We start from the raw sequence: 26,046 nt of genomic DNA, 5'->3' as shown, positions 1-26,046 counted from the left end.
TAGCCGTGGCTGGCCAGGTCCTCGGCTACATGGGTGCCGATGGTCCGCGGGTCCGCACCGCCCGGGCTGTAGAGCACTGCGGGATGACGGCCGGGAAGAGCGGGCGCATCGACGTACGAATGGGTCAGCGTGGCCGCCCAGTTCACCCCGCTGCTCGGCAGCTCCGGGTGGAGGACGCCGGCGTCCAAACCCTTGAATACGCTGGCTCCGGCTGGTGCGAGCTGCGGAGCGCGTCGATGGCCGCGTACGTCGGTCGCGGGGTAGAAGACCGTTAGCGCGAGCTCCCGCGTCGGTGCGCCGTTCCAGGGATCGGAGCGCTTCGTGTCGGTCAGCGTGCGAGTAGTAGTACCGACGCGCCAGGGGCCGGTGGGAGCAGGCAGGCGCAGTGTCAGGTCGGTTGGAGCCGCGTAGGCGGTCTGCAGCGGGAGAGCGGAGGCGGCGGTCGCAGCGAGGAAGGTTCGTCGTCTCATGGTGACGACGCTGTCAGGCTCAAGCTCGCACGTCGGTTGATCTACAGGTATCTCCACCCGGAGGTCCTGCTCCGGGTGGAGACCTGGGGTGGTTAGGCGCCGGTCAGGTTGGTGCCGGCGTCGTAGTACCGGAAGTAGGAGTCGGTGGCTGGGAAGGTGGTCGGGACCTTGCCGAGGCCCTTGATGACCGTTGCGGCGCCATTGGCGTGGCTGACGGCGTACAGGTAGCCCGCGCCGGTGTTCTTGTCGATGCCGAGCAGCAGGGTGCCGTAGTTGCCGCACTTCTCGGCGATCAGGGTCTCGAAGCTCTGCCAGGTCGACGTACGCACCTTCGTCACGACCGGCTTGCCGGAGCCCGTGGGCACCTGGACCGTGTACAGCGCGCCGCCGTTCGTGGTGGCCAGGAACGTGTCGTACGTGCTGCCCTGACCGATCAGCGCCATCGTCTTGACCGCCTTGAAGCCGCCGAAGGTCGTGTAGTACTTCCAGCCGGCCGAGGTGACCGTCCACCGAGCGATGAGGCCGTCGGTGAACTGGTTGATCAACGAGTAGGCGTTGGACCGGACAATGCCCCCCGTAGAGGACCGGCTCAGTTCGACGTACTTGTGCAGGTCGTCCCAGCCGCCGCCGACCAGGGTCTGCTTGACGGTGCCCGGCACAACCGCCGTACCGGTGCCGTCGGTGATGTAGCTGGTGCCGTACAGCCGCGTACCGAGGGCGACCAAACCGGTGCGCTGCTCTCCGGCCGGTACGACGAGTTCGGTGCGCACGGCGGTGGGCAGGTGTGCCTGACCGTCCGCATACAGGTCTTTCGGGCCGACCTGCCGGGCGCCGGCCGACGGCGTAGCGGTGATCTTCTGCAGAGTGTGGTCGCCACCTGGCGTGACTGAGCCCAGTCGCAGTGAGCAGGCCGCGGACTGGCTGGTCGTGCTCGCCGGAGTCGCCCCCGCGGGTCCCGTGATCAGCGTGCCCGCCGCGAGTGCCCCGACGGCGATCGCGCCTGACGCTCGCCTGTTCTTGATCATCTGGTGTGCCCTTCTTCGCGTCGTCGGAGGCCGATGCCTCCGATGGATCGATGCGGGCGGAGACTCGATTGTTGCCCCGCGGCGGTGCATCAAAGGGATAACGCCGCGATACGGCGCGCCTGAGATCTGGCCCGCTTGTCGGAACCGCGCCGTAGTGTGGGAGATGTGAACCGGCGAATCTTCGGTCTGGAGAACGAGTACGGCGTGACCTGTACGTTCCGCGGGCAGCGGCGACTGACCCCGGACGAGGTGGCGCGGTACCTGTTTCGGCGGGTCGTGTCCTGGGGGCGGAGCAGCAACGTCTTCCTCCGCAACGGGGCCCGGCTCTACCTCGACGTGGGCTCCCACCCGGAGTATGCGACCGGCGAGTGCGACTCGGTCACCGACCTGATCGCGCACGACAAGGCCGGTGAGCGGATCCTCGAGGGACTGCTGGTCGACGCGCAGAAGCGCCTGCACGACGAAGGCATCTTCGGCGACGTCTACCTGTTCAAGAACAACACCGACTCGGCCGGCAACAGCTACGGCTGCCACGAGAACTACCTGGTCAGCCGGCACGGCGACTTCGCCAAGCTGGCCGACGTACTCATCCCGTTCCTGGTCACCCGGCAGCTGATCTGCGGCGCCGGCAAGGTGCTGCAGACGCCGCGCGGCGCGGTGTACTCCGTGTCGCAGCGGGCCGAGCACATCTGGGAGGGCGTCTCCAGCGCGACCACCCGGTCCCGGCCGATCATCAACACCCGCGACGAGCCGCACGCGGACGCCGAGCGGTTCCGCCGGCTGCACGTCATCGTCGGCGACTCGAACATGAGCGAGACGACCACGCTGCTCAAGGTCGGCGCGACCCACCTGGTGCTGCGCATGATCGAGGCCGGGATCGTCTTCCGCGACCTGACCCTGGAGAACCCGATCCGGGCCATCCGCGAGGTCAGCCACGACATCACCTCCAAGCGCCGGGTCAAGCTGGCCAACGGCCGGGAGGCGACCGCGCTGGACATCCAGCGCGAGTACCACCAGAAGGCCGCCGACTTCGTCGACCGGCGCGGCGGCGACCCGACGTCCAAGCGGGTGGTCGAGCTCTGGGGCCGGACCCTGGACGCGATCGCCAGCGGCGACCTCTCCCAGATCGACCGGGAGATCGACTGGGCCACCAAGTACCAGCTGATCGAGCGCTACCGGGCCAAGCACGGGCTGACGCTGTCCTCGCCCCGGGTCGCCCAGCTGGACCTGGCGTACCACGACATCCACCGCGGCCGCGGGCTCTACTACCTCATGGAGCGCAAGGGGATGGTGGACCGGGTCGCCTCCGACGTGGCGATCTTCGAGGGCAAGAACACCCCGCCGCAGACCACCCGGGCGCGGCTGCGGGGCGAGTTCATCCGGCGCGCCCAGGAGAAGCGGCGCGACTTCACCGTCGACTGGGTGCATCTCAAGCTCAACGACCAGGCCCAGCGCACCGTGCTGTGCAAGGACCCGTTCCGTTCCCAGGACGAGCGCGTGGAGAAGCTCATCGCCTCCATGTGAGGCCGCGAAAACTGCGCCACCGCCAGCAGGAACGACCTGCTGGCGATGAACAACGACCCGATCGGGCTGGCCCGGCAGGCGGTGGGCAACCAGACCGCGTTCATGAACGGTGCCGAACTTCAGCAAGACCATCCAGGACCTGAGGACGGCGCTTCGGACGTCTGGGGCTGAGTCGCGACCGGCCGGGCCCGCGCGGGGCCCGGCCGGGTGCGGACGCGGGGCGTCACCGAGCACTAGTCTGGACGGGTGTCGTCGCGCCGGGCCGAGCGACTGGTCAACCTCGTGCTGTGCCTGCTGTCGACCCGCCAGTTCCTGACCGCGGAGCGGATCCGGACCGCGGTGCCGGGCTACGAGCCCGACGACGGCTCGACCCGGGCCGACGACGCCTTCAAGCGGATGTTCGAACGGGACAAGTCCGAGCTGCGTGAGCTCGGCGTACCGCTGGAGACCGGGCGGACCAGCATCTTCGACACCGAGGAGGGCTACCGGATCGCCCGCCGCGACTACGAGCTGCCCGCGGTGTCGCTGGAGCCGGACGAGGCCGCCGCGGTGGGCCTGGCCGCCCGGCTCTGGCAGTCCGCGGAGCTGGCGGACGCCGCCCGCGGCGCACTGCTGAAGCTGCGCGCCGGCGGGGTGGACGTGGAGCCGGCCCGGACCCTGGACGTCGAGCCGCGGGTCGACGCGGCCGAGGAGGCCCTGCACCCGTGCCTGGACGCGGTCCAGGCCGGCCGGGCGGTCCGCTTCGCCTACCGCAAGTACGGCGGCGAGGAGTCGCAGCGCGAGGTCGAGCCCTGGGGCGTCGTGTCCTGGCGCGGCCGGTGGTACCTGGTCGGGCACGACCGCGGCCGCGAGGCGGCCCGCTGCTTCCGGCTGTCCCGGGTGGTCGGCGCGGTCCGGCCGGTCGGCCCGGACGGCGCGGTCAAGGTCCCGACCGGCATCGACCTGGTCGAGTACGTCGTCGCGGCCGAGCCGCAGCGCTTCACCCGCACGGCCCGGGTCCGGGTCCGGGCCGGCCAGGGCACCTGGCTGCGCAAGATCTCCAGCACGGTCACCCCGGGCCAGCGCGGCTCGGACTGGGACGGGCTGGAGATCGGCTACGACGATCCCGAATGGCTGGCCGACCGGGTCGCCCGGCAGGGCGCGGCCGCGGTCGTCGACGGGCCGCCCGAGGTGCGGGACGCGGTCGTCCGGCGGCTGCGGGCGCAGGCCGGCGTTCCGGCCGTCGCCCCGGGCGGCGTTCCGGCCGTCGCCCCCGAGGTGGCCTCGTGAGCGGCTCCGGGGACCGGCTGCCGCGGCTGCTGGCGCTGCTGCCGTACCTGCTCGCCCATCCGGGCGTCCGGGTCGGGGAGGTGGCGGCCGACTTCGACGTGCCCGAGGCCCAGCTGCGCCGGGACCTGCAGCTGCTGTGGATGTGCGGGCTGCCCGGGCACGGCCCGGGCGACCTGATCGACCTGTCCTTCGAGGGCGACACGGTCACCGTCGGGCACGACGCCGGGCTGGCCCGCCCGCTGCGGCTGACCGCGGACGAGGCGCTGGCCCTGGTGGTGGCGCTGCGGACGCTCGCGGACGAGCCGGCGCTGACCGACCGGGGCGCGGTGGAGCGGGCGCTGGCCAAGGTCGAGGCCGCGGCCGGGGGAGCGGTGGAGGCGGCCAGCGCGGTCGCGGTCGCGGTCGAGCCGACCGACCGGGTGCTGGCGCAGCTGCGCGGCGCGCTGGACCTGGGCCGGGCCGTGCACCTGACGTACTACGTGGCGGCCCGGGACGAGAGCACCGAGCGGGACGTGGACCCGGTCCGGCTGCGCTGGGCCGACGGCCGCTGGTACCTGGAGGCCTGGTGCCGCTCGGTCCGGGCGATGCGGTTCTTCCGGATCGACCGGGTCGACGGGGTCAGGATCCTGGACGAGCCGTCCGACCCGCCGGCCGACGCGGTCCCGCGGGACCTGTCCGAAGGCGTCTACCAGCCCGCGCCGGAGCATCCGCTGGTGACGCTGCGGCTGGACCAGCCCGGGCGGTGGGTGGCCGACTACTACCCGTGCGAGACCGTGGCGCCGCTGCCGGACGGCCGGCTGGAGGTCACGCTGCGGGCCGCCGACACGAGCTGGCTGCGCCGGCTGGTACTCGGCCTGGGCGGGGCGGCCGAGGTCGTGGGGCCGCAGTGGCTGGCCGAGCAGGTCCGCGCGGAGGCCGTGGAAGCCCTCTCCGCTTACCCCTAAAACTCGGGGGCGGGAGGGGGTCTAACCTGACCAGGGTGACCGTTCTCATCGCCTGGGTGGCCGTCGCGGGGGTCTCCGTCGTGCTCCTCGGCATCCTGACGTACGGGCTGTATGGCCAGCTCAAACGCCTGCAGACGACGGTGGGGAAGGTCCAGGCCGACCTGATGCCCCAGATCGAGTCATTGCGGCCGGAGACCCCCCAAGGACGGCATAGGGCCGGGTGAACACTCCACGACCACAGGCGTGGAGCGGTTATGGACGGCCTTCCCGTCGTACGATGACGCCGTCGTCTTCCTGAGAGGTCAGGCCCACAATGCTCGGACTTGGTCCGCCAGAGTTGATCATTATCGCGATCGTGATCCTCGCGCTGTTCGGTTACAAGAAGCTGCCCGACGCGGCCCGCGCCGTCGGCCGCTCGGCCCGCATCCTCAAGGCCGAGACCAAGGGCCTGCGCGAGGACCCGGCGCCCCGCGACCTCGAGTCGCGGGCCGAGGCGGAGTACCGGCGCGAGACCACCCCACCGCCGGCCGCCGCGCCGACCCCGCCGCCGGCCGCCCCGGCCCCGCCGCAGTACGCGGACGCTCCGCGCCCGGTGCACGTCCCGCCGCCGTCCGAGACTCGCTGAGGTAGGCCGCGCAGTGACCATGCCCAACGTGCTGCGGAGGGTCGTGGGTCGCAATCGGACGACCCCACGCTCGCCGGACGGCACGATGTCGCTGCGCGACCACCTCACCGAACTGCGCAGCCGCCTGATCAAGGCGCTGTTCTTCGTGGCCGTCGGTGCGGTAGTCGGCTGGATCTTCTATCCCCAGATCCTCGACCTGCTCAAAGAGCCGTACTGCAAGCTTCCGGCGAACCGGCGGTTCAACCCGAGCGGGGTCACGTCGGCGAACCAGTGCCAGCTGGCCTTCTTCGGCCCGCTGGACGGGTTCGTGCTGCGGCTGAAGATCGGCGTGATCTGCGGGATCATCCTGTCCTCGCCGTTCTGGCTCTACCAGCTCTGGTCCTTCGTGACGCCCGGGCTGCGCCGGAACGAGAAGCGCTGGACCACGCTGTTCGTGTTCGCCGCGACGCTGCTGTTCGGCGCGGGCGCGGTGATCTCGTACTTCACCATCGGCAAGGCGCTGACCCTGCTGGTCAACCTGGCCGGCAGTGGGACGGTCGCGGTCCTGGCGGTGCCGAACTACGTCAGCTTCGTGACCTCGATGCTGCTCGTGTTCGGCGCGGCCTTCGAGCTGCCGCTGCTGGTCTCGATGCTCAACCTGGTCGGCGTGCTCCCCGCGAGCCGCCTGATCAAGTGGCAGCGGATGGCGATCTTCCTGATCTTCGTGTTCGCCGCGGTGGCGACGCCGAGCCAGGACCCGATCAGCATGTGCATGCTGGCCATCCCGATGAGCCTGCTGTTCGAGGGCTCCGTGCTGCTGGCCTGGCTGCACGACCGCCGCAAGGCCCGCCGCGAGGCCGAGAACGGCCTCGGCGAGCTCGACGACGACGAGGTCTCGCCGCTGGACACCTCGATCCAGCCGATCGACGACCTCGACGCGATCGACCCGCCGCGCCGCTGACCTGACCCACCCCGCTCGAAGCCACCGTCCCGCTACGGTTCCGCCGTGGCGTGGACGGTGGCTCTGCTGGCGAACCCGCGGGCCGGGCGGGGGCGGGGCGCCCGGATCGCCGGGCCGGTGCGGGAGGCGCTGACCCGCGCCGGCATGGACGTGCTCGTGCTGGCCGGGGAGTCCGGCGCCGAGTCCACCGCGCTGGCCGCCGACGCCGTCGCGCAGGGGATCGAGGCCGTGGTCGCCGTCGGCGGGGACGGCCTCGTGCACTGCGCGCTGCAGGCCGTGGCCGGGACGGGCGTGCCGCTCGGCATCGTGCCCGCGGGCGGCGGCAACGACCTGGCCGGGGAGCTCGGGCTGCCGGTCGACCCGCGTGCGGCCGTCGCCGTGATCGCGGCCGGCCGGAGCCGCGAGGTCGACCTCGGCCGGACGGCGAAGGGCCAGTGGTGGGGCGGCGTGCTCAACGCCGGCTTCGACTCCCAGGTGGTGGCCCGGGCCGAACGGATGCGGCGCCCGCGCGGGCCGTTCCGCTACGACCTGGCCGCGTACCTGGAGATCGTCAACCTGCGGCCGCACCGGATGCGGATCACGCTCGACGGCGTCAGCACGTCGCAGCTGGTCACGCTGGTCGCCGTCGGCAACAGCCCGCGCTACGGCGGGGGCATGCGGATCGCCCCGGACGCGGACCTGGACGACGGCGTGTTCGACGTCGTGGTCGCCGAGGCGATGCCGCGCCGGACGCTGGCCCGGCTCAAGCCGCTGGTCCGGGCCGGCACCCACGTCCGGCACGCGCAGGTCAGCGTGCACCGGGCGGCGTCGGTGACGCTGGAGTCCGACGACCTGCCGGCGTACGCGGACGGCGAGCCGATCGGCGTGCTGCCCGTCACCACCACCTGCGTCCGGCGGGCATTGCGGGTGCTGGTGCCCTGAGTACCGTCGAGCGGTGGGCTTCATCGAGTCAGTGAACGTCGGGGTGCCGAAGCCGTACGCGGGGAAGACCGGCCGCAGCGGGATCGACAAGATCCCCACCGCCGAGCCGGTCGCGGTCACCGTGCCGGGGTGGGGCGGCAGCGGCCTGGCCGGCGACGAGATCGTCGACAAGCCCAACCACGGCGGCCCGGACCAGGCCGTCTACGGGTACGCCCGGGAGGACCTCGAGGTCTGGGCGGAGCGGCTCGGCCGGCCGATCCGGGGCGGCTGGTTCGGCGAGAACCTCACCACCGCCGGCCTCGACGTCACCGGCGCGGTCGCCGGCGAGATCTGGCGGGTCGGCAGCACGGTCCTGCAGGTCACCTGCCCGCGGATCCCGTGCGCGACGTTCACCGACCAGGTCGGGCGGGACCACTGGAGCACGGAGTTCATCCGGCACGGCGTGCCCGGGGCGTACCTGCGGGTGCTGCGGCCGGGGCAGGTCCGGGCCGGGGACGAGGTCACGGTCACCGACCGGCCGGACTCGCCGGTCACGATCGGCGTCATGTTCCGGGCGATGACCGTCGAGCCGGACCTGCTGCGGCTGCTCCTGGACGCGCCGCTGGTGCCCGAGGACATCCGCGCGCTGGCCGCGCGCCGGGTCCCGGCCCGGTAGTCCGTACGCTGGAGCGGTGACCAGTCCGGCCGAGCAGTACGCGGCGGCCCGCCGGCGGCGCGACCGGCCCACCCTGACCGACTTCACCGCCGGTTACCCGTTCGAGCTCGACCCGTTCCAGACCGAGGCCTGCGAGGCCCTGGAGGACGGCTTCGGCGTGCTGGTCTGCGCGCCGACCGGGGCCGGCAAGACCGTGGTCGGCGAGTTCGCGGTGCACCTGGCGCTGACCGAGGGCCGCAAGTGCTTCTACACGACGCCGATCAAGGCGCTGTCCAACCAGAAGTACAACGACCTCGTCGACCGGTACGGGCCGGGCAACGTCGGCCTGCTCACCGGCGACAACTCGGTCAACGGCGACGCGCCGATCGTGGTGATGACCACCGAGGTGCTGCGCAACATGCTCTACGCCGGCTCCCGCGCGCTCGGCAACCTCGGCTACGTCGTCATGGACGAGGTGCACTACCTGGCCGACCGGTTCCGCGGCGCGGTCTGGGAAGAGGTGATCATCCACCTGCCGGCCTCGGTCCGGCTGGTCTCGCTGTCGGCGACGGTGAGCAACGCCGAGGAGTTCGCCGACTGGCTGGTCACCGTCCGCGGCGACACCAAGGTGGTCGTCGACGAGCACCGGCCGGTGCCGCTCTGGCAGCACATGATGGTCGGCTCCCGGATCTTCGACCTCTTCCGGGGCGGGGAGATGGCCAAGGAGGTCGACCCCGACCTGGTCCGGTACGTCCGGGACCGGGAGCGCTACACCGAGCCCCGCCGGCGCGGCGGCCGGCCCGGCGGCTGGCGGCCGCCGGCCCGCTTCGACGTCATCGAGCGGCTGGACCGCGACGGCCTGCTGCCGGCGATCACGTTCATCTTCAGCCGGGCCGGCTGCGACGCCGCGGTGGCCCAGTGCGTGGCCGCCGGGCTGCGGCTGAACTCGCCGGCCGAGGCGGCCGAGGTCCGCGAGGTGGCGGCGGCGTACACGGCGAACCTGGCCCCGGACGATCTGGACGTGCTGGGCTACTGGGAGTGGCTGGACGGGCTGCAGCGCGGGGTGGCCGCGCACCACGCCGGCCTGATCCCGACGTTCAAGGAGACCGTCGAGGAGCTGTTCGCCCGCGGGCTGGTGAAGGCGGTCTTCGCGACCGAGACGCTGGCACTGGGCATCAACATGCCGGCCCGGTCGGTGGTGCTGGAGCGGCTGGTCAAGTTCAACGGCGAGACGCACGCGGACGTGACGCCGGGGGAGTACACCCAACTGACCGGGCGGGCCGGGCGGCGCGGCATCGACGTCGAGGGGCACGCGGTCGTGCTCTGGTCGCCCGGGGTCGACCCGGAGCAGGTGGCCGGGCTGGCCTCGACCCGGACGTACCCGCTGCGGTCGTCGTTCCGGCCCTCGTACAACATGGCCGTCAACCTGTCCCGGCAGCTGTCCCGGTCGCAGGCCCGGCAGCTGCTGGAGCGCTCGTTCGCCCAGTTCCAGGCCGACCGCGCGGTCGTCGGGCTGGCCCGGCAGGTGGACCGCAACGACGACGCGCTGGCCGGGTACGAGGAGGCGATGCGCTGCCACCTCGGCGATTTCGCCGAGTACGCGGCGCTGCGGGCGCAGCTGAAGGAGCGCGAGTCGGCGCTGTCCCGGGAGGGCGCGGCCCAGCGCCGGGCCGCGGCCGAGCAGTCGCTGGAGCGGCTCAAGCCCGGCGACGTGATCCGGGTGCCGAGCGGGAAGCGGTCCGGGATGGCCGTGGTCGTCGACCCGGGCGTGCACCCGGCCCGGGAGACCCGCCCGCTGGTGGTGACCGAGGACCGGTGGGCCGGCCGGCTGTCCCCGATCGACTTCCCGACCCCGGTCGAGCCGCTGGCCCGGGTCAAGGTGCCCAAGCACTTCGACCACCGCTCCCCGCAGGCCCGCCGGGACCTGGCCTCGACCCTGCGCAACGCCCGGCCCGAGGACGCGCCGCGGCCGGGGAAGGGCCGCTCGGCCGCGGCCGACGACGCCGAGATCGCCCGGCTGCGGCGGGAGATCCGGCAGCACCCCTGCCACGGCTGCGCGGACCGGGAGGAGCACGCCCGCTGGGCCGAGCGGTACGGGCGGCTGCGCCGCGACACCGACGGCCTGCGGCACCGGGTGGACAACCGGACCCACTCCATCGCCCGGACCTTCGACCAGGTCTGCGCGCTGCTCACCGCCCGCGGCTACCTGTCCGGCTCGGGCAAGGACGCCGGCGGGGTGACCGACGCCGGCCGGCAGCTGGCCCGGATCTGGTCCGAGTCCGACCTGCTGGTGGCCGAGTGCGTCCGGTCCGGCGTCTGGGAGACGCTGTCCGCGGCCGAGCTGGCCGCCTCGGTGTCCGCGCTGCTCTACGAGTCCCGCCGGGAGGCCGAGGCCCCGGTCCGGCTGCCCGAGGGCCAGGTCCGGACCGCGCTGGAGGAGACCCGGCGGCTGTGGACCGAGCTGGAGGAGGACGAGCAGCGGCACGGGCTGGCGCTGACCCGCGAGCCGGATCCGGGCTTCGCCTGGGCCGCGTACCGGTGGGCCCGGGGGGAGCCGCTGGACCGGGTGCTGAGCTCGTCGGCGACGGCCGGGCAGGAGCTCTCGGCCGGCGACTTCGTCCGCTGGTGCAAGCAGCTGCTGGACCTGCTCGACCAGCTCGCGGCGGTGGCCGGGCCGGACGCCGCGCTGGGCACGACGGCCCGGGCCGCGGTGTCGGCGCTGCGGCGGGGCGTGGTCGCCTCGGCCGGTACGGTCTGACCCGTGCCGGACGGGATGACCTGCAAGACCTGCCTCACGCTCAGCCCGCCGGGCGCGCCTGCCTGCGTACGCTGCAACACGCCGCTGGACCCGGTTCCCCGGCCGGACGCGGGTCCTCGGCCGGGCGCGGGTCCTCGGCCGGGCGACGGTCCTCGGCCGGGCGACGGGGCTCGGCCGGACGCGGGTCTTCGGCCGGACGCGGGTCTTCGGCCGGACGCGGGTCTTCGGCCGGACGCGGGGTCGACGCGGATCGGGCCGGGGCTGGCGGCGCCCCCGAAGGGGGCGCCGGGCTCCTCCCGGGAGTTCGCCGTCGCGGTCCAGCCGCCCGGCTACGGACCGGAGGAGGAGCCGCCGCCCGCGCCCGAGCCGCCGCCGGAGGACCCGTCGCTGGCCCGCCGGGTCACGATCGTCGGGCTGGTCGTCGTCGTCCTCGTGCTGGTCGGGGGCGGGGCGGCGCTCTGGCTGACCCGCCCGCGCTACGTCGACACCGGCAGCGTGCAGCAGGCGGTGAGCGCCGATCTGTCCGCCCGCGGCGGGGGAGCGGTCACCGTCAGCTGCCCGGGCGACCAACGACTCGAAGCCGGGGTACGATTCGCGTGCATTGCGACCGATATCACGGGCAGTAAAAAGCCAGTTACCGTGACACTTGTGGACAGCTCGGGCAAGTACACCTGGGCACTGGGAACCGCGTAGGGTCTGTTGCGCGTCTCGTCGCCGGACGAGCGAAGCACGGGCAGGTGGAGGAGACCACGATGCAGCCAGGGCAGCCGCCCGAGCAGGACCCGCAGCGCGGCCAGCAGCCCTACGGGCAGCAGCCGTACGGGCAGTTCCGCCCGGAGGAGCAGGCCGAGGAGCCGGCGCAGCCGCAGTACGGTCAGCAGCCGCCGCCCGGCGGCTACCCGTCCGGCCAGCAGCAGGACTACGGGCAGCAGCAGGGCTGGGGCCAGCAGCCGGGCCAGCAGCCGGGCCAGCAGGGCTACCCCTCCGGCCAGCAGCCGCAGGGCGGCTACCCCTCGGGCCAGCAGTACGGGCAGCAGCCCGCGCAGCCCGACTACCAGTCCGGCCAGCAGCCGGGCTACGGCCAGCAGCAGGACTACGGGCAGCAGGGCTACGGCCAGCAGCCGGCCCAGCCCGAGTACGGGCAGCAGCCCGCGCAGCCGGACTACCAGTCCGGCTCGCAGCCGACCCAGCAGTGGAGCGGCGGCCAGCAGGGCTACGGCGCCCAGCCGACCCAGCAGTTCGGCTCCCCGCCGGCGTACGGGCAGCAGGACTACAACCAGCAGCAGGACTACAACCAGCAGCAGGGCTGGGGCCAGCAGGCCCAGCCCGGGTACGAGTCCGGCCAGCAGTACGGCCAGGCCGGTTACGGGCAGCAGGCCGGCGCCGGCTACCCGGGCCAGCAGGGCTACGACCAGTACAGCCCGCAGTCCACGACCCAGTTCCCGTCGTACGGGCAGCAGCCGCAGCAGACCTACGGCCAGCCTGCGTACGGGCAGCCGGGCTACCAGCAGACGCAGTTCCCGGGCTCGACCGCGGCCCCGGCCAAGAAGGGCGGCCGCGGCGTGCTCTACGCGGTGCTCGGCGTGGTCGCGGTGCTGATCGTGCTCGTCGGCGTGTTCGGATTCCTGGCGCTGCGGCCGAAGGTCTTCGACGCCACCGCGCTGAACTCGACGATCTCCTCGCAGTACAAGGAGAAGTTCGGCGACTCGTCGGTCGCGGTGAACTGCCCCACGGACCAGAAGGTCTCCAAGGGCTCGACGTTCACCTGCGACATCACCGGGCGCTCGGAGAAGATCCAGGTGACCGTCGCGTCGAACGACGGCGACTACACCTGGCGCCCGACCGGCTCCTAGACCCACTCGCGAACGGGCCCTTCCCTCCCGGGGAAGGGCCCGTTTCGCGTCCGGCCAGGGCGCGCCGGCCGCCTCACGGCACGCGGTAGGCCAGCAGGAGGCTGCCGGTGGGCGTCGATGTCGCGCTCCGCAACTCGAGCCGGCGGATGTCGTCGGTGCTCGCGAACAGCCGGCGGCCCGAGAACCCCACCACCGGACCGACCACCAACCGCAACTCGTCGACCAGTCCCGCCTCGAGCAGCGACCGTGCCAGCCGGATACTGCCGTGGACGCCGATGTCGCCGCCGGGCCGGGCCTTCAGGTCGCGCACCAGGTCCTCCACCGGCCCCCCGACCGCCTCGCAGTGGGACCATCCGTCCGGCAGCGGCGTGGACGTCACGACGTACTTCTTGACCCGGTTGATGAAATCGGCGAACGGCTGGTCCTCGACGGCCGGCCAGTAACGCGACCACTCGTCGTACATCCGGCGGCCCAGCAGCACCGCATCCTGCGCGCCGATGATCCTCTCTTCGTTGTCCTCCATCACCGCGTCGAACCCGGGCGCCTGCCCGGGCTCCTGACCCGGCAGGAAGTACCGGGCCGGGTCGTCGACGGCACCGTCGAGGGACATCAGGGTGTAGAGAACGACCTTGCGCACAGGGACCTCCCGATCGGCTGACCCCGTTGTTCTACCGGCCGGGGACGACTTTCCGCGGGAGCAGGCCGCGATCGCCGACTCCCAGCACCCTCACCGTCGTGATCGTGCGACCGGCCGGGCGGCGCCGGGCACGAATCGGGGCACGTCCCGGGCGTAGTCCCCGTACGCGGTTCCGAGGTTGCGGCGCAGGTCGCGCTCCTCGAAGTGGACGCCGACCGCGATGTACGCGGATGCGGCGAGCGCGAACAGCTGTCCGGCGATCGCGTACGCGATCTCGGTCCCGTCGGCCAGCCGCGTGGACGCCAGCCGCTGCTTCACGAGAGGCATTCTGCCGCCCGCGCCGTCTGCTGTTTCGTGCGACTGCCCTGGGCCGGGTGACGACGCTCCCGACCCGAACGCCGAGGCCGGCGCCATGGTGGACCGCGTCGGCCCGGGCCGCGGCCGGATTGTCGGAGGCCCGTGGTAGTCCTGCGTCGTGAGCGCGAATGCGAGCGGCCGCGCCAACCGCGTCGCCCCGGACGGCTCGATGCACGCCGTCGCCGACCGTGGCCTGTTCTGGGGCAACCGGGGCCGGTTGCTCGACGCGCGCGGCGAGCTCGCCCGCCGGTCGCGCGGCCGCAACTGGCTGGTGTGCGTACTGGAGTTCAAGGGGCGACGGCGTACGCAGTGGCGACCGGACCGGCTCACCGAGCTGTACTTCCTGGACGAGGCGACCGCGTTCGCCGCCGGGCACCGTCCGTGCGGCGAGTGCCGCCACCGGGACTACCGGCGTTTCAAGGCAGCCTGGGTCCGGGCCCTCCCGGATGCGGGATCCTCGGCCGGGGAGATCGACCGCCGGCTGCACGCCGACCGCCTCGGCCCGTCCGGTCCGCTCACCCACGTCGCCCCGCTCGCCTCGCTGCCCGACGGCACGATCGTGGAGCACGACGACGCCTTCTGGCTCGTGCTCGGCGACTCCCTGCACCGCTGGTCCTTCTCCGGCTACGCCCCGGCCCGCCGCCGCGCCGGCTTTCCCGCCGAGATCACCGTCCGTACCCCCCGAGCCGCCGTCGCCACCCTCGGCTCCGGCTACGAGCCGGTCATCCACCCTTCCGCGGAACGATCCTGACCGAGCGTCGCCGGCAGTTCCGCCGGGTCCTTGGACGACCGGTGAGTTCCGATCCTGTTCCTCACGCGGGTGAGCCCGCACTCCCGGCGTCCGGACGGACCGCGATCGCCTCGATCGAGACGAGCAGGCCGCGGGGAAGCCGCACGTTGGCCGGCGCGGAGCGGGCGGGCGGCGGGTCCGGCATGTACCGGGCGTAGACGGCGTCGAGCCGGGCGAAGTCGGCTGCGTCGGCGTAGAAGATCGTCGTCTTGACCACGTCCGCCCAGGAAGCACCCGCGGCGGCGAGCACCGCGGTGAGGTTCTGCAGCGCCTGCTCGGTCTGAGCCTCGATGCCTTCCGGGATCGCGCCGGTGACCGGCTCGATGCCAGCGGTGCCCGAGCAGAACACGAACGCGCCGGCCACGATCGCCTGGCTGTAGGCCCCGAGCGCGGCCGGGGCGCGGTCGGTCGAGATCGCCTGTCGGATGGTCATCCTCGGTGTGTCCTCTCGGGAATTCGGTGGGCGACGAGTCGGGCGGCCGGGTCCTGGCACCACGCTCGGACGGACGGCCAGGCTCCGTAGCCGGCATCGGGATCCAGGGGCCGAGGGCGACGGTTCCGCCAGCCGTGCAGGACCAGGAAGCGGCGTCGGATCACCGGGTCATCCTGCCGCGTGCCCACGGGACCGCACGACATCCCGGTACGTCCGAGTCCGGCGCTCTCGCCGGCGCCCCTGTGGCGGCGGGCTAGGGGATCGGGTCTCCGTGGTACTCGGCGACGATGCCCTGCTCGGCGAGCCGGGCCAGCCACCGCTCGACGGACTCCGGATCCGCGGCGGCCCGGTGCAGGCCCGGTGCCACCCGTCCCGCGACGATCTCGAGGATCCCGCACGCCAGCGGCACCGAGACCAGCCGCGGCGTGGCGGCCTCGGCGTCGGTGCCCTCGGCGTCGAGCACGTACTCGCCGGTCCAGCTGCGGTCCCCACTCCAGCGGATCTCCAGCTTCACCGACATGACCACCCGGTCGCGGTCGGACGCGGAGGTCGGGTACCGCTCGGCGAGCCCGGCCGCCAGCTCGGTGAGGCGCTGGTCGTCGGCCCCGGCCAGCTCGCCGAACAGGCCCTGCCAGGCCGTGCTCCAGCCGTCCAGGCGCATCGTGCCGCGGGTGAACGTCTCGAGCGTCCAGGTCTCCGGCATCCCGTACGCCTCGACGTACGGGATGCTGTCGCGGTTGGGGTAGACCTCGAACGGTTCCCCGGCGACGGTGACCGGCCGGACCGCCTCCCACGCCCGGTCCACGGCCACGACCTGCCCGCCCTGGATACCCCGGGCCGGCGTGAGCAGCGCCGTGAGCACGCCGCGCGGAGCCCAGCTGAACCGGTAGCGGAAGTCGTTCGGCACGGCCGGATTGCTGCCGCAGTACGAGGTGAACCGCACCGTGGCGGGCTCGTCGCCGGCCGCCTGCCGGGCCGCCCGGACGAGCCGGTGCGCCAGCAGGTGGTCGATGCCCGGGTCCAGGCCGATCTCGGTGAGCACGACGAGGCCGCGGGCCGCGGCCGCGCCGGCCTGCCCGGCGATGCCGGGGCTGAGGTAGCTGGAGCAGGCGAAGTGCGCGTCGCGCCCGATCGCCAGCCGCAGCAGATCGGGATGCTCGGCCGGCGGGAGCATGGACACCACGAGGTCGCCCTCGGCCAGCTTCGCCGCCAGCGCGTCGGCGGTGAACGCCCGGGTCGCCGCGCGGCCGGCCAGCCCCAGCGTGGCCAGGCGGTTGCGGGCCTTGTCCTCCGTACGGCCCCAGAGCACCGTCTCGGCCCCGGCGCAGACGAGCCCGAGGCCACTGCCGGTGGACATCCCGGTGCCGACCCAGTGCACCCGCCCGGTCGGCGGCACCGACATGGCCGGCTCAGTCATCGGTCGCGTCCTGCCGGGCGACGGCCTCCTCGAAGGCCGCACGGCATCGGACCCACACCGGGTCGTCGGGCAGCCCGCGCAGGTACGGGGTCAGGTCCCCGGAGAACGTGGTACTGGACTCGCGCGGGAGCAGCGAGGGCAGGTTGTCGATCGCGACCATGTCGAGCACGGGCGGCTCCCGGTGCAGCCGGCGTACCGGCTCGGCCCAGGTGGTGACCTTGTCGTTGACCGGCAGCCGGTTGGCGTCCGAGGTCACGTCGTTGGTGACGTCGGAGACGGTGCGCAGCGTGCGGCCGGCGCGGTCCAGATCGGCGTGGGTCAGGAACGGGGGACCGGGGCGGTCGGCGACGATCGTGTTGATGAGGATGTCGTGGCCCAGCAGCGCGTCGTGGTCGAGCGTGCGGGTCTCCTCGACGTCCCAGGCCGTGGCCGGCATGCCGGCCACCTGCAGGGCCTCCAGGGCGCCGCGGCCGGACCGGCCGAGGGCGCCGATGACCAGCGCGCGCCCGGGTCCGGACGGGCCGCGCAGCCGGGCGTCGAGCTCGTCCCGGGAGGTCGAGCGCAACGGCCGGTCCAGCGCGCCGCGGTGCTGCAGGACGGCCAGCGCCGCGCCGGCGTACCCGGCCCAGTAGCCGAAGGCGACGACCCGGCGGCCGCTGTCGTCCACCATCGCCTCGAGGTCAAGCAGGGTTCCGCCGCCGGCCACGAACCGCCGCAGTGCGTCCCGGCCGCCCGCCTGTCCCTTGTACGCGTGACCGAAGAAGACGTGCCGGTGCCGCAGCGGCCAGGTCTGCGCCGACGGCTCCTTCAGCCCGATCACGACGGTGTCGGGCGGCGCGTCGGGCCAGCTGCCGGCCGGGACGATCCGGCAGCCGGCCGCCGCGTACTCCTGCGCCGCGAAGGCCCGCTGCGGGGCCTCCTCCACGGTGACCGCGATGCCACTGCCGACCAGCGCGGCCGCGTCGCCGGGGACGACCGGCGCGCGCTCCTCGACCGCCGAAGCCTCCTGACGCAGCCACAGATGGAGGCTGTCAGCCATGTCGCGTTCTCCTGTCCGTACGGATCGGCCCTGGGGCCTGTCGGCAACCGTCCGGGCCGACACGCATCCGCGGGTCAGACCACCCCGAACACGGGCCCAGCGTATCGGGAGTGGGCAGCCGGCCCGGTGAACGTACGACTCTGCCGCGGCGAACCTGGGAGACTCCGGTCGGATCGAGCGACGACGTAGCGGGTCGAGCAGATGGAGAAGCATGCTGCCGGATCAGACCAGTGGGCCCCTGGCGCTGCTGCCGAAGGTGGAGCTGCACTGCCACGTGGAGGGCACCATGCGGCCGGGCACGGTGGCCGAGCTGGCCGCCCGCAACGGGCTCACCCTGCCGACCGACGATCCCACCGAGCTGTACCACTACGTCAGCCTGGACGACTTCCTGCGGGTGTTCTGGCTCGTGCAGTCGACGCTCGGATCCCGGGCCGACTGGGCGCGGCTGGCGTACGAGTCGGTGCTCGACGCGGCCGCCGCCGGAGTGGTCTACCGGGAGACGTTCTTCACCCCGGCCCGGCACCTTGCCGCCGGGCAGGACCTCGCCGCCATCGTCGCCGGGCTGGCCGAGGGCCTGTCCGCCGGTGAGAACGAGACCGGGACGCGGATCATGCTGATCTGCGACATGGACCGCGCGTACGGCGGTGCCGCCGGTCGGGAGCTGATCGAGCAGCTGGTGGAGCTACGACGCGGCAACGCCCCGGGCACCGAGCGGGTGCTGGGCATCGGCATGGACTCCACCGAACTCGGCGTGGACCCGGTCGACTTCGCCGACGCCTACCGGCTGGCCGGCCGGGCGGGACTGCGCCGCACCGCGCACCAGGGCGAGAACACCCCGCCGGCGACGATCGCGGCCTGCGTCGACCAGCTCGGCGCCGAACGGATCGACCACGCCCTGTCGCTGCTGGACGATCCTGAGCTCACTCGCCGGCTGGCGGACCGGCGGATCCCGCTCACCGTCTGCCCGACCTCCAACATCCGCATCGCCAACGCCGTCCAACGGCTGGAGGACCATCCGTACGCGGCGATGCGCGCGGCCGGACTGCTGGCGACGCTCAACACCGACGACCCCGCGATGATCGACCTGGACCTGGCCACCGAGTACGCCGCGGTCCAGGCCGCGTACCACTACTGCTGGGACGACATGGTCGCGATCGCACTGGACGGCGTCGAAGCGACCTGGCTCGATGCCACCGACCGGACCCAGCTGACCGCCCGGGTCCAAGCGGCGGCCACCCAGCTCCGGCCCCTGACCGAGCCCGCTCATCCCGGCCACGCCGCCACTCCCGAGTGATCGTGGACCCACACAACCTGCGGCTGCGCGGTCAGTCGCGCGTGGTGGTCGTGGCGAAGCCTGCGGGCGATCCGCTGGCTGATCGAGCACGGCTTCGACCCGTCGCCCGAGGTCGCCGTGCTGAAATCCCGGCTGTGAGGCCGCACGGGCCGGCAGACCGGCCGGGCCGGCGAGACGGGTCGGGACCTACCTGGTGGACATGGCGTCGAGGAGGCGGTTGAGGGCGGAGTCGAGGCCCCACTTCTCGCCCAGCTCGACCAGCCGCTCCGGCTTGGCCGGCTGCGTCGGCAGGATGTCGTCGTACGCCGGCAGGCCGGCGTCGGTCCGGACCCGGGCCACCGCCGGCGCCGCGGCCAGGTAGTCCCGGGAGGCGGCCAGCTTGGTCCGGGAGCCGGCCGGGAAGCCGGCGTCCGATCCCGAGTCGAGCGCCGCGACCATCGCGTCCAGCGAGCCGAACTTCGAGACGAGTGCGGCGGCCGACTTCTCGCCGACGCCCTTCACGCCCGGCAGCCCGTCGCTCGGGTCCCCGCGCAGCACGGCGAAGTCCGCGTAGCCCCGGCCGGGCACGCCGTACCTCTCCGCGACCTCCTTCTCGCCCATCACCTGCAGGTTGCGGACGCCCTTGCCGACGTACAGGACGTGCACCGGAGGCTCGTCCCGGACCACCTGGAACAGGTCGCGGTCGCCGCTGACCACCTCGACCGGGCCGCGGGCCTTGTGCGCGATCGTGCCGATCACGTCGTCGGCCTCGAAGCCCTCACTGCCGACCGCGGCGATGCCGAGCGCGTCCAGCACGTCGAGGATGATCGGGATCTGCGGCACCAGCGTGTCCGGCACGGTCTCGCCGCCCTTCGGGCTGATCCGGTGGGCCTTGTACGACGGCACCGCATCGGTCCGGAACTTCGGCCGCCAGTCCAGGTCCAGGCAGGCCACCAGCCGGTCGGGCCGGCGGCTGCGGACGAGGAACCCGATCGAGTCCAGGAAGCCGCGGATCGCGTTGACCGGGGTCCCGTCGGGCGCGGTGACCGACTCGGGTACGCCGTGGAACGCGCGGAAGTAGAGGCTCGCCGAGTCCAGCAACATCAGCACCGGTCCACCCTGGCACACTCGATGCCGTGGATTTCGCCGACCGCCTGGTCCGGGCCCGGACCGCGACCGCGGCCGCCGGCCTGGACGCGCTGCTGATCGGACCCGGCGCGGACCTGCGCTACCTGACCGGCTACGCGGCCCATCTCAGCGAGCGTGCGGTGCTGCTGGTGCTGCCCGCGACCGGCGACCCGGTGCTGGTCGTGCCGCGGCTGGAGCGGCCGTCCGCGCTCGCGTCCCCGATCGGCGCGCTGGGGCTGGAGATCCTGGACTGGACCGACGGCGAGGACCCGTACGGGCTGGTGACCAAGCAGCTGGGCCGGCCCGGGCGGGTCGCGGTCGACGACTACCTGCACGCGGCCAAGGTGCTGGGCCTGCGGACGGCGCTGCCGGAGGCCGAGCAGGTGCTGGCCGGCCCGGTGCTCGGCCCGCTGCGGATACGCAAGGCCCCGGACGAGGTCGCGGCGCTGCGGGCCGCCGGCGCGGCCATCGACCGGGTGCACCGGCGGATGGGCGAGTGGCTGCGCCCGGGCCGGACCGAGCGGGAGGTCGGCCGGGACCTGGCCGAGGCGATCCTGGCCGCGGGGCACACGAGCGTGGACTTCACGATCGTCGGCTCCGGCCCGAACGGCGCCAGCCCGCACCACGAGGTCTCCGACCGCGTCATCCAGCCCGGCGAGCCGGTCGTCGTCGACATCGGCGGCACCACGGCCGAGGGCTACTGCTCGGACTCGACCCGCACGTACGTGCTGGGGGAGCCGCCGGCGGACTTCGCCGCCTACTACCCGGTGCTGGCCGAGGCCCAGGAGAGCGCGGTACGGGCGGTCCGGCCCGGGGTGACGGCCGGGTCGGTCGACGCGGCCGCCCGGGACGTCATCACCGCGGCCGGGTACGGCGAGGCGTTCGTGCACCGCACCGGCCACGGGATCGGCGTCCTCACCCACGAGGACCCGTACATCGTCGGCGGCAACACGCAGGTGCTGGAGCCGGGCATGGCGTTCTCGATCGAACCCGGCATCTATCTGACCGGCCAGCACGGCGCCCGCATCGAGGACATCGTGGTCGTGACCGAGGACGGGGTGGAGCGGCTCAACCGCACCACCCACGCCCTCGTCCGCCTCTGACCCCCCAGCCACCCGTAGTCCACCGGCAGCGCCACCGCCGCCGCCGCGATCGCGAGGATGTCCGCCTCCGCCGCGACCTCCTCGCCCTACGATGCGCCCGGAGTGCCGAACTGTTGAGTAGCGTCCTCGGAGTGGAACAGCTCGATGCGGTCGATCGCCGCCTGGTGCAGGAGCTGACCGCGGACGGCCGGGCCAGCTACACGGACCTGGCCGAGCGGGTCGGCCTGTCGGTCTCGGCCGCGCACCAGCGGGTGCGGCGGCTGGAGCAGCGCGGCGTGATCCGCGGCTACGGCGCCCGCGTCGACGCGGACCTGCTCGGCCTGCCGCTGACCGCGTTCGTCTCGGTGAAGCCGATCGACGCGGCCGAGCCGGACGACGTGCCGGACCGGCTGGCCGGGCTGACCGCGCTCGAGGCCTGCCACAGCGTGGCCGGGGACGAGTCGTACATCCTCAAGGTGCGGGTGGAGGGGCCGGGCGCGCTGGAGTCGCTGCTGCAGGCGATCCGGGCCCGGGCGAACGTCTCGACCCGGACGACGGTCGTGCTCTCCACCCCGTACGAGGACCGCCCGCCGCCGGTCTGACCCGGTTAGGGTCGGATCATGCTGACCGTGCTGGGTGAGGCGATCGTCGACCTGGTCGCCGAGGGGGACCGGCGCTACGTCGCCCACCCGGGCGGCAGCCCGCTCAACGTGGCCGTCGGCCTGGGCCGGCTGGGGCAGCCGGTGTCGCTGGCGGCCCGGCTGTCCGGGGACGCGTTCGGCGCGATGTTCCGGGAGCACCTGCTCGCCTCCCACGTGGACGCCCGGCACCTGGTCGCCGCCCCCCAGCCGTCCACGCTCGCGGTCGCCACGGTGGACGAGGCCGGCGTCGCGGCGTACGACTTCTGGACCGAGGGCACCGCCGACTGGCAGTGGACCGAGGACGAGCTGGCCGGCGTCGTGGGCCCGGACACGCTCGCGCTGCACACCGGCTCGCTCGCGCTGGAGCTGGAGCCGGGCGCGGCCCGGGTGGTGGACCTGCTGGCCCGGACCAAGGCCGCGGGCCGGACCACGATCAGCTACGACCCGAACGTACGGATGGCCAAGCGCGGGCCGGCCGAGGCCGGCCGGGCCGCGGTCGAGCGGGTGGTCGCGCTGGCCGATCTGGTCAAGGTCAGCTCCGAGGACCTGGCCTGGCTCTACCCCGGCGACGAGCCGGTGGCGGCGGCGAACCGGTGGCTGTCGGCCGGCCCGGCCCTGGTCGTGGTCACGCTCGGCCCGGACGGCGCGGTGGCGCTGGCCCCGGGCCGCAACGCCGTGCACCGGGACGCGCCGGAGGTGACCGTGGTCGACACGGTCGGCGCCGGGGACGCGTTCAGCTCGGGGTTGCTGGGGGCGCTGGCCGAGCGGGGCGCGCTCGGCCGGGGCGGGGCGGGGCTGGCCGGGATCGACCTGCCCGGCGTACTGGACCGGGCCGGGCTGGTGGCCGCGCTGACCTGCGCGCGTCCGGGCGCGGACCCGCCGACCCTGGCCGAGGTGGCCGAGGCGGAGAACCCGCGCCCGGAGGGGATCAGCTGACCGCCGCCGCCCGCACGGTCGGGGCGGTGATGCCGGCGACCGCGTGCAGGTTGCCGTCGGCCCCGGCCACGCAGGAGCCCTCGGCCAGCCCGTCACCGAAGAACTCGGTCAGGCAGCGGCCCAGCTGGGCGTGCCCGGCCGCGTTCGGGTGGAACGACTGCTGCACGATGTGGCTCGGGTCGGCCGAGTGCAGCAGCGTGCCCGCGTCGACCGTGAGCGGCGTGATCCAGCGCTGCGCGGCCGGCACCGACCGGTTGCAGGCCTCGTGCCCCTCGGTCGCCCGGGCCAGGTCCAGGAACCGGACGCCGGTGCGCTGCGCGACCCCGCGCAACGCCGCGGACAGCTGGCCCACGGCCTGGGTCCGGGAGAACTTCGCGTCCGCGAGCCGGATCGGGCAGCCCTCGAACGCGTGCGTGATCGAGTTCATGTTCTCGGTGAACGGCGAGGCGTACGACTGCAGCACGAACTGGTACGACGAGTCGGCGTAGCCGGCGCCGCGCATGACCGTGCGGACGTCGTTCACGGCCGCCTCGACCTTGGGTGCCATCGCCGCGACCCGGCCCGGCCAGGAGGCGGCCAGCGAGGACGCGCAGCCGGGGCCGAACGGGTTGGCCCAGGCCTCGACGCAGGAGAACACCGTGTCGGCGAACTGCGGGTCGTCGTTCGCGCCGACCTGCAGCACAACCATCCTCACGTCGTTCGCCTGAGCAACACCGCGCAGCCGATCGGCCTGTGACAGTTCGGTGTAGTGCGTGGTGCCGTTGATCCGTACGTCCGAGGAGGCGGCGCCGGAGCAGGCCAGGCTGACCCTGGCCTGGATGCCGGCGATCGTCGTGCGCTGGATCTCCGCGCGGGTGGAGCGGTGGCAGAAGTCACCGCCGGGGCCGTCGGTGCCGGGCTCGTACGCGCCGGCGCCCTCGCCGGAGATCGCGCTGTCGCCCAGCGCGACCACGGCGGTGGACGCGGACCCGGGCCCGGCCGCGGCCGGGCCCGCGGACGCGGCGATGAGGAGTCCGGCGGTCAGGACGGTCCCGCCGGCCAGCGCGACCAGCCGGCGTACGGGGGAGGAAAGAGCAGCGGCCACGATGCCACCTGCCTTCCGATTCGAGGGGGTTCCTCGATCTTGTCCGGACAGCTACCGGTGAGTACAGAGCCGGACGTGTTACCTGGACGCCTGTTGCCGGACACGTTCGGGCGTCAGACTGGGCAGCGATGGCACTCGACACCGGTTTCCCGGTCCAGGACGCCCGCGACGACTTCCTGCGGGCGCGGCGGCGCGCGGCCATGTCCGCGGTCCGGCGCCGGCTGCACGGCCGCTCGGCGACGTACGACGTGCTGCTGCCCTTCGACGAGGTGGTGGCCGCACTCGGCCGGCGCGGCGAGCGCGACCTCGGCGAGCAGGTCATCGACGTGGACTCGGTGGTCGGGTCGGTCGACCGCAGCACCGGCTTCGACCGGCTGTTCCGGCCGACCTCGGACGAGATGGAGCGCCGCTTCGCCCGCATCGACGCCGCGCTGCGCCGGGGCGAGGAGATGCCGCCGATCGACGTCTACCGGGTCGGCGACGTGCACTTCGTCATCGACGGCCACCACCGGGTCGCGGTCGCCCGGGCGCTGGGCTGGAAGACGATCAACGCGCACGTGACCGAGGTGCTGACCGCGGTCGGCGCGGACCAGGACCTGCGGCTGGAGGACCTGCCGACCAAGGGGCACCAGCGGGTGTTCGCGGAGCGGGTGCCGCTCCCGCCGCGGATGCGGGGCCGGATCGACCTGCACTCCGCGTCGGCGTACGGGACGCTGGCCGAGATGGTCGAGGCCTGGGCCTTCCGCTACATGCAGCAGCGGCAGACGTTCCTGGACCGGCGGCAGGCGGCCGAGGCCTGGTTCACCGAGGAGTACGAGCCGGCGGTCGAGCTGCTGCGCACCAACGACCTGCTCACCGACGACAGCGACGCCGAGGGCTACCTGCGGTTGTCCTGCGAGCGTTATCAGCTGCTGCGCAGCCACTCCTGGGACGACGAGACGATCGAGCGGCTGCGCGGCGCCCGCCCGCTCGCCCGCCCGCACTAGAGCGCCGCGCCGGTCTCCGGGTCGAACAGCAGCATCCGGGCCGGGTCCAGCAGCACCGGTACGGACCGGCGTCCGCCGGGATCGACCCGGGCCCGCAGCGTCGGCGACAGCGCCGGGTCCTCCTCGGCCGCGCGGGCCAGCGCCGGGTGCCGCAGCGTCGCCGTACCGTCCGGGCCGACGCCGGCGGCGACCAGCATCGGCACCCGGACGCCGCCGGACCCGGAGCCGGACCCGGAGTCGGCGCCCGGCCCCGCGTCGGACCCAGAGTCAGTGTCGGGCTCGGTGAGGTCGGCCGGGCGGATCCCGACCAGCACGTCGCCGGGCGGCCGCCCGGCCAACGGCAGCGAGGCCATCGGCAGCCGCAGCTGCCCGTCCCCGATCGTGCCGCGCAGCACGTTGAGCGGGGCCATGGCCGCGACCCACAGCGTGCTGGGCCGCTCGGCCAGCTCGCGCGCCGTACCGACCTGGGCCAGCCGGCCGTCCCGCAGCACGGCGATCCGGTCGCCGACGGCCACCGCCTCGGCCGGGTCGGGCGTGGCCCAGACCGTCGTGGTGCCGGCGATCATCGCGCGCAGCCCGGCGTGCACCGCGGGATCCGCGCTGAGCGGCTCGTCCAGCAGGTACGCGGCCGGCGCGGCCCGGACCAGCACCCGCCCGAGCGCGACCCGCTGCCGCTGCCCGCCGGACAGCTGCCGCGGCCACCGGTCCAGGTGCACACCGAGCCCCAGCCGGTCGGCCACCTCCCGGACCCGGCCGGCGATCTCCGCCCCCGGCAGCCCGGCCAGCCGCAGCGGCAGCGCCAAGTTGTCCCGGACCCGCAGGTGCGGGTACGGCGCGTGGTCCTGGAAGACCATCGCCATGTCCCGCTCGGCCGGGGCCCAGTCGGTGGCCTCCTCGCCGTCGAGCAGCAGCCGCCCCTGCGGTACGTCGGCCAGCCCCACCAGCGCCCGCAGCAGCGTGCTCTTGCCCGACCCGGACGGCCCGACCACGGTCAGCACCTCGCCGTCGGCCACGGTCAGGTCGACCTCGTGCAGCACCGCCCCGCGCCTGTCCTCACCGCAGGCGGACAGCTTCTCCAGCGTCAGCCCGCTCACCGTGTTGCCTCTGTTCGCTCCCGGTCGGGCGCCCCGGCCGGCGTCTTCCCGCCGGGCCTCCGCGGTGGGCGCCGCCGTGGGGCCGGCAGGCGCTGCGGTCCGGACGCCGCCGCGCCCGACCTCCCGCTCACCGGGTCACCACGCCCGCGGTCAGCCCGGCCACCAGCCGGCGCTGGAACACCAGCG

General features: G+C 73.7%; 28 protein-coding genes. 18 read left to right on the top strand and 10 right to left on the bottom strand.

Annotated elements, in window-relative coordinates:
• Both VGP36_06330 and VGP36_06325 read right to left on the bottom strand, forming a co-directional pair.
• The coding region (locus tag VGP36_06330; GenBank protein HEV7654340.1) for a hypothetical protein at positions 1–470 on the bottom strand (470 nt) is incomplete at its 3' end.
• Between the two features lie 92 nt (positions 471–562).
• The gene (locus VGP36_06325; GenBank protein HEV7654339.1) at positions 563–1,240 is read right to left on the bottom strand and encodes a hypothetical protein; all 678 of its coding nucleotides are present in this window, start codon (positions 1,238–1,240) and stop codon (positions 563–565) included.
• Between the two features lie 420 nt (positions 1,241–1,660).
• On the opposite strand from VGP36_06325, the gene pafA reads away from it, so the two are divergent.
• The 12 genes from pafA to VGP36_06265 all read left to right on the top strand — a co-directional run bounded on the left by pafA (position 1,661) and on the right by VGP36_06265 (position 12,963).
• Positions 1,661–3,019, top strand: a complete 1,359-nt coding sequence (pafA, locus tag VGP36_06320; GenBank protein HEV7654338.1) for a Pup--protein ligase — start codon at positions 1,661–1,663, stop codon at positions 3,017–3,019.
• Positions 3,020–3,064: 45 nt separating this feature from the next.
• Positions 3,065–3,190: a hypothetical protein gene (locus VGP36_06315; protein HEV7654337.1), complete on the top strand. Its 126-nt coding sequence runs from the start codon at positions 3,065–3,067 to the stop codon at positions 3,188–3,190.
• A gap of 75 nt (positions 3,191–3,265) precedes the next feature.
• Positions 3,266–4,288, top strand: a complete 1,023-nt coding sequence (locus VGP36_06310) for a WYL domain-containing protein (GenBank protein ID HEV7654336.1) — start codon at positions 3,266–3,268, stop codon at positions 4,286–4,288.
• Positions 4,285–5,232, top strand: a complete 948-nt coding sequence (locus VGP36_06305; GenBank protein ID HEV7654335.1) for a WYL domain-containing protein — start codon at positions 4,285–4,287, stop codon at positions 5,230–5,232. The genes VGP36_06310 and VGP36_06305 overlap by 4 nt, the downstream gene beginning before the upstream one ends.
• A gap of 35 nt (positions 5,233–5,267) precedes the next feature.
• Positions 5,268–5,456 (top strand): hypothetical protein, encoded by a 189-nt coding sequence (locus tag VGP36_06300; GenBank protein ID HEV7654334.1) that lies wholly within the window; start codon positions 5,268–5,270, stop codon positions 5,454–5,456.
• Between the two features lie 89 nt (positions 5,457–5,545).
• Complete coding sequence (gene tatA, locus VGP36_06295) at positions 5,546–5,857, top strand: Sec-independent protein translocase subunit TatA (GenBank protein HEV7654333.1); 312 nt, start codon at positions 5,546–5,548, stop codon at positions 5,855–5,857.
• Positions 5,858–5,900: 43 nt separating this feature from the next.
• Entirely contained in the window at positions 5,901–6,797 is an 897-nt protein-coding gene (tatC, locus tag VGP36_06290) for a twin-arginine translocase subunit TatC (GenBank protein ID HEV7654332.1), read from the top strand.
• Positions 6,798–6,842: 45 nt separating this feature from the next.
• The gene (locus VGP36_06285; GenBank protein HEV7654331.1) at positions 6,843–7,718 is read left to right on the top strand and encodes a YegS/Rv2252/BmrU family lipid kinase; all 876 of its coding nucleotides are present in this window, start codon (positions 6,843–6,845) and stop codon (positions 7,716–7,718) included.
• Between the two features lie 13 nt (positions 7,719–7,731).
• Positions 7,732–8,373, top strand: a complete 642-nt coding sequence (locus VGP36_06280; GenBank protein HEV7654330.1) for an MOSC domain-containing protein — start codon at positions 7,732–7,734, stop codon at positions 8,371–8,373.
• 73 nt (positions 8,374–8,446) lie between these two features.
• Positions 8,447–11,110 (top strand): DEAD/DEAH box helicase, encoded by a 2,664-nt coding sequence (locus VGP36_06275; protein ID HEV7654329.1) that lies wholly within the window; start codon positions 8,447–8,449, stop codon positions 11,108–11,110.
• Positions 11,111–11,113: 3 nt separating this feature from the next.
• The gene (locus VGP36_06270) at positions 11,114–11,803 is read left to right on the top strand and encodes a DUF4333 domain-containing protein (GenBank protein HEV7654328.1); all 690 of its coding nucleotides are present in this window, start codon (positions 11,114–11,116) and stop codon (positions 11,801–11,803) included.
• Between the two features lie 59 nt (positions 11,804–11,862).
• Positions 11,863–12,963: a DUF4333 domain-containing protein gene (locus tag VGP36_06265; protein ID HEV7654327.1), complete on the top strand. Its 1,101-nt coding sequence runs from the start codon at positions 11,863–11,865 to the stop codon at positions 12,961–12,963.
• A gap of 73 nt (positions 12,964–13,036) precedes the next feature.
• Here the strand turns inward: VGP36_06265 and VGP36_06260 are convergent, their stop codons facing one another.
• The gene (locus VGP36_06260; GenBank protein HEV7654326.1) at positions 13,037–13,600 is read right to left on the bottom strand and encodes a dihydrofolate reductase family protein; all 564 of its coding nucleotides are present in this window, start codon (positions 13,598–13,600) and stop codon (positions 13,037–13,039) included.
• A gap of 90 nt (positions 13,601–13,690) precedes the next feature.
• Positions 13,691–13,918 carry a hypothetical protein gene (locus tag VGP36_06255; protein HEV7654325.1) on the bottom strand — a complete coding sequence of 76 codons (228 nt, stop codon included), beginning with the start codon at positions 13,916–13,918 and terminating at the stop codon, positions 13,691–13,693.
• Positions 13,919–14,075: 157 nt separating this feature from the next.
• Here VGP36_06255 and VGP36_06250 point away from each other — a divergent pair, with 157 nt between their 5' ends.
• Complete coding sequence (locus VGP36_06250; protein HEV7654324.1) at positions 14,076–14,708, top strand: hypothetical protein; 633 nt, start codon at positions 14,076–14,078, stop codon at positions 14,706–14,708.
• 61 nt (positions 14,709–14,769) lie between these two features.
• On the opposite strand, the gene VGP36_06245 is transcribed toward VGP36_06250, so the two are convergent.
• From VGP36_06245 to VGP36_06235, 3 genes are all read right to left on the bottom strand, one after another.
• A complete protein-coding gene (locus tag VGP36_06245; protein HEV7654323.1) occupies positions 14,770–15,180 on the bottom strand; it encodes a Rid family detoxifying hydrolase in 411 nt (136 codons plus the stop codon).
• Positions 15,181–15,433: 253 nt separating this feature from the next.
• Positions 15,434–16,597, bottom strand: a complete 1,164-nt coding sequence (locus VGP36_06240) for a saccharopine dehydrogenase C-terminal domain-containing protein (GenBank protein ID HEV7654322.1) — start codon at positions 16,595–16,597, stop codon at positions 15,434–15,436.
• Positions 16,590–17,636 carry a saccharopine dehydrogenase gene (locus VGP36_06235; protein HEV7654321.1) on the bottom strand — a complete coding sequence of 349 codons (1,047 nt, stop codon included), beginning with the start codon at positions 17,634–17,636 and terminating at the stop codon, positions 16,590–16,592. The genes VGP36_06240 and VGP36_06235 overlap by 8 nt, the downstream gene beginning before the upstream one ends.
• 211 nt (positions 17,637–17,847) lie before the next feature.
• Between VGP36_06235 and add the strand changes: the two genes are divergently transcribed.
• Positions 17,848–18,930 carry an adenosine deaminase gene (gene add / locus VGP36_06230; protein HEV7654320.1) on the top strand — a complete coding sequence of 361 codons (1,083 nt, stop codon included), beginning with the start codon at positions 17,848–17,850 and terminating at the stop codon, positions 18,928–18,930.
• 186 nt (positions 18,931–19,116) lie between these two features.
• On the opposite strand, the gene VGP36_06225 is transcribed toward add, so the two are convergent.
• Positions 19,117–20,013, bottom strand: coding sequence for a 5'-3' exonuclease (locus tag VGP36_06225; GenBank protein HEV7654319.1), 897 nt, complete (start codon positions 20,011–20,013; stop codon positions 19,117–19,119).
• A 32-nt stretch (positions 20,014–20,045) separates the two neighbouring features.
• Between VGP36_06225 and VGP36_06220 the strand changes: the two genes are divergently transcribed.
• The 3 genes from VGP36_06220 to VGP36_06210 all read left to right on the top strand — a co-directional run bounded on the left by VGP36_06220 (position 20,046) and on the right by VGP36_06210 (position 22,696).
• Positions 20,046–21,140 (top strand): Xaa-Pro peptidase family protein, encoded by a 1,095-nt coding sequence (locus VGP36_06220; protein ID HEV7654318.1) that lies wholly within the window; start codon positions 20,046–20,048, stop codon positions 21,138–21,140.
• Between the two features lie 131 nt (positions 21,141–21,271).
• Positions 21,272–21,721 (top strand): Lrp/AsnC family transcriptional regulator, encoded by a 450-nt coding sequence (locus tag VGP36_06215; GenBank protein HEV7654317.1) that lies wholly within the window; start codon positions 21,272–21,274, stop codon positions 21,719–21,721.
• 18 nt (positions 21,722–21,739) lie between these two features.
• Positions 21,740–22,696 (top strand): carbohydrate kinase, encoded by a 957-nt coding sequence (locus tag VGP36_06210; GenBank protein HEV7654316.1) that lies wholly within the window; start codon positions 21,740–21,742, stop codon positions 22,694–22,696.
• Here the strand turns inward: VGP36_06210 and VGP36_06205 are convergent.
• Positions 22,689–23,780 (bottom strand): GDSL-type esterase/lipase family protein, encoded by a 1,092-nt coding sequence (locus VGP36_06205; GenBank protein HEV7654315.1) that lies wholly within the window; start codon positions 23,778–23,780, stop codon positions 22,689–22,691. The two genes, VGP36_06210 and VGP36_06205, sit on opposite strands and share 8 nt — an antisense overlap.
• Positions 23,781–23,908: 128 nt before the next feature.
• On the opposite strand from VGP36_06205, the gene VGP36_06200 reads away from it, so the two are divergent.
• Positions 23,909–24,766, top strand: a complete 858-nt coding sequence (locus tag VGP36_06200; GenBank protein HEV7654314.1) for a ParB/RepB/Spo0J family partition protein — start codon at positions 23,909–23,911, stop codon at positions 24,764–24,766.
• On the opposite strand, the gene VGP36_06195 is transcribed toward VGP36_06200, so the two are convergent.
• Entirely contained in the window at positions 24,763–25,860 is a 1,098-nt protein-coding gene (locus tag VGP36_06195; protein HEV7654313.1) for an ABC transporter ATP-binding protein, read from the bottom strand. The two genes, VGP36_06200 and VGP36_06195, sit on opposite strands and share 4 nt — an antisense overlap.
• Positions 25,861–26,046 lie beyond the last annotated feature (186 nt).

It is taken from the genome of Mycobacteriales bacterium (genome assembly GCA_035995165.1).
In the GTDB taxonomy this organism is placed as follows: Bacteria; Actinomycetota; Actinomycetes; order Mycobacteriales; family CADCTP01; genus CADCTP01.
The sequence above is the reverse complement of the archived record's forward strand: the minus strand, read 5'-3'. Positions and strand labels throughout refer to the sequence as shown.

What these genes read in the sequence shown, in the direction of transcription:
- VGP36_06315 (HEV7654337.1), top strand. Translation starts at nt 3,065, where the DNA reads ATGAACAACGACCCGATCGGGCTGGCCCGGCAGGCGGTGGGCAACCAG.
- tatA (HEV7654333.1), top strand. Translation starts at nt 5,546, where the DNA reads ATGCTCGGACTTGGTCCGCCAGAGTTGATCATTATCGCGATCGTGATC.
- VGP36_06265 (HEV7654327.1), top strand. Translation starts at nt 11,863, where the DNA reads ATGCAGCCAGGGCAGCCGCCCGAGCAGGACCCGCAGCGCGGCCAGCAG.
- VGP36_06245 (HEV7654323.1), bottom strand. Translation starts at nt 15,180, where the DNA reads ATGACCATCCGACAGGCGATCTCGACCGACCGCGCCCCGGCCGCGCTC.
- VGP36_06240 (HEV7654322.1), bottom strand. Translation starts at nt 16,597, where the DNA reads ATGACTGAGCCGGCCATGTCGGTGCCGCCGACCGGGCGGGTGCACTGG.
- VGP36_06235 (HEV7654321.1), bottom strand. Translation starts at nt 17,636, where the DNA reads ATGGCTGACAGCCTCCATCTGTGGCTGCGTCAGGAGGCTTCGGCGGTC.
- add (HEV7654320.1), top strand. Translation starts at nt 17,848, where the DNA reads ATGCTGCCGGATCAGACCAGTGGGCCCCTGGCGCTGCTGCCGAAGGTG.
- VGP36_06225 (HEV7654319.1), bottom strand. Translation starts at nt 20,013, where the DNA reads ATGTTGCTGGACTCGGCGAGCCTCTACTTCCGCGCGTTCCACGGCGTA.
- VGP36_06210 (HEV7654316.1), top strand. Translation starts at nt 21,740, where the DNA reads ATGCTGACCGTGCTGGGTGAGGCGATCGTCGACCTGGTCGCCGAGGGG.
- VGP36_06200 (HEV7654314.1), top strand. Translation starts at nt 23,909, where the DNA reads ATGGCACTCGACACCGGTTTCCCGGTCCAGGACGCCCGCGACGACTTC.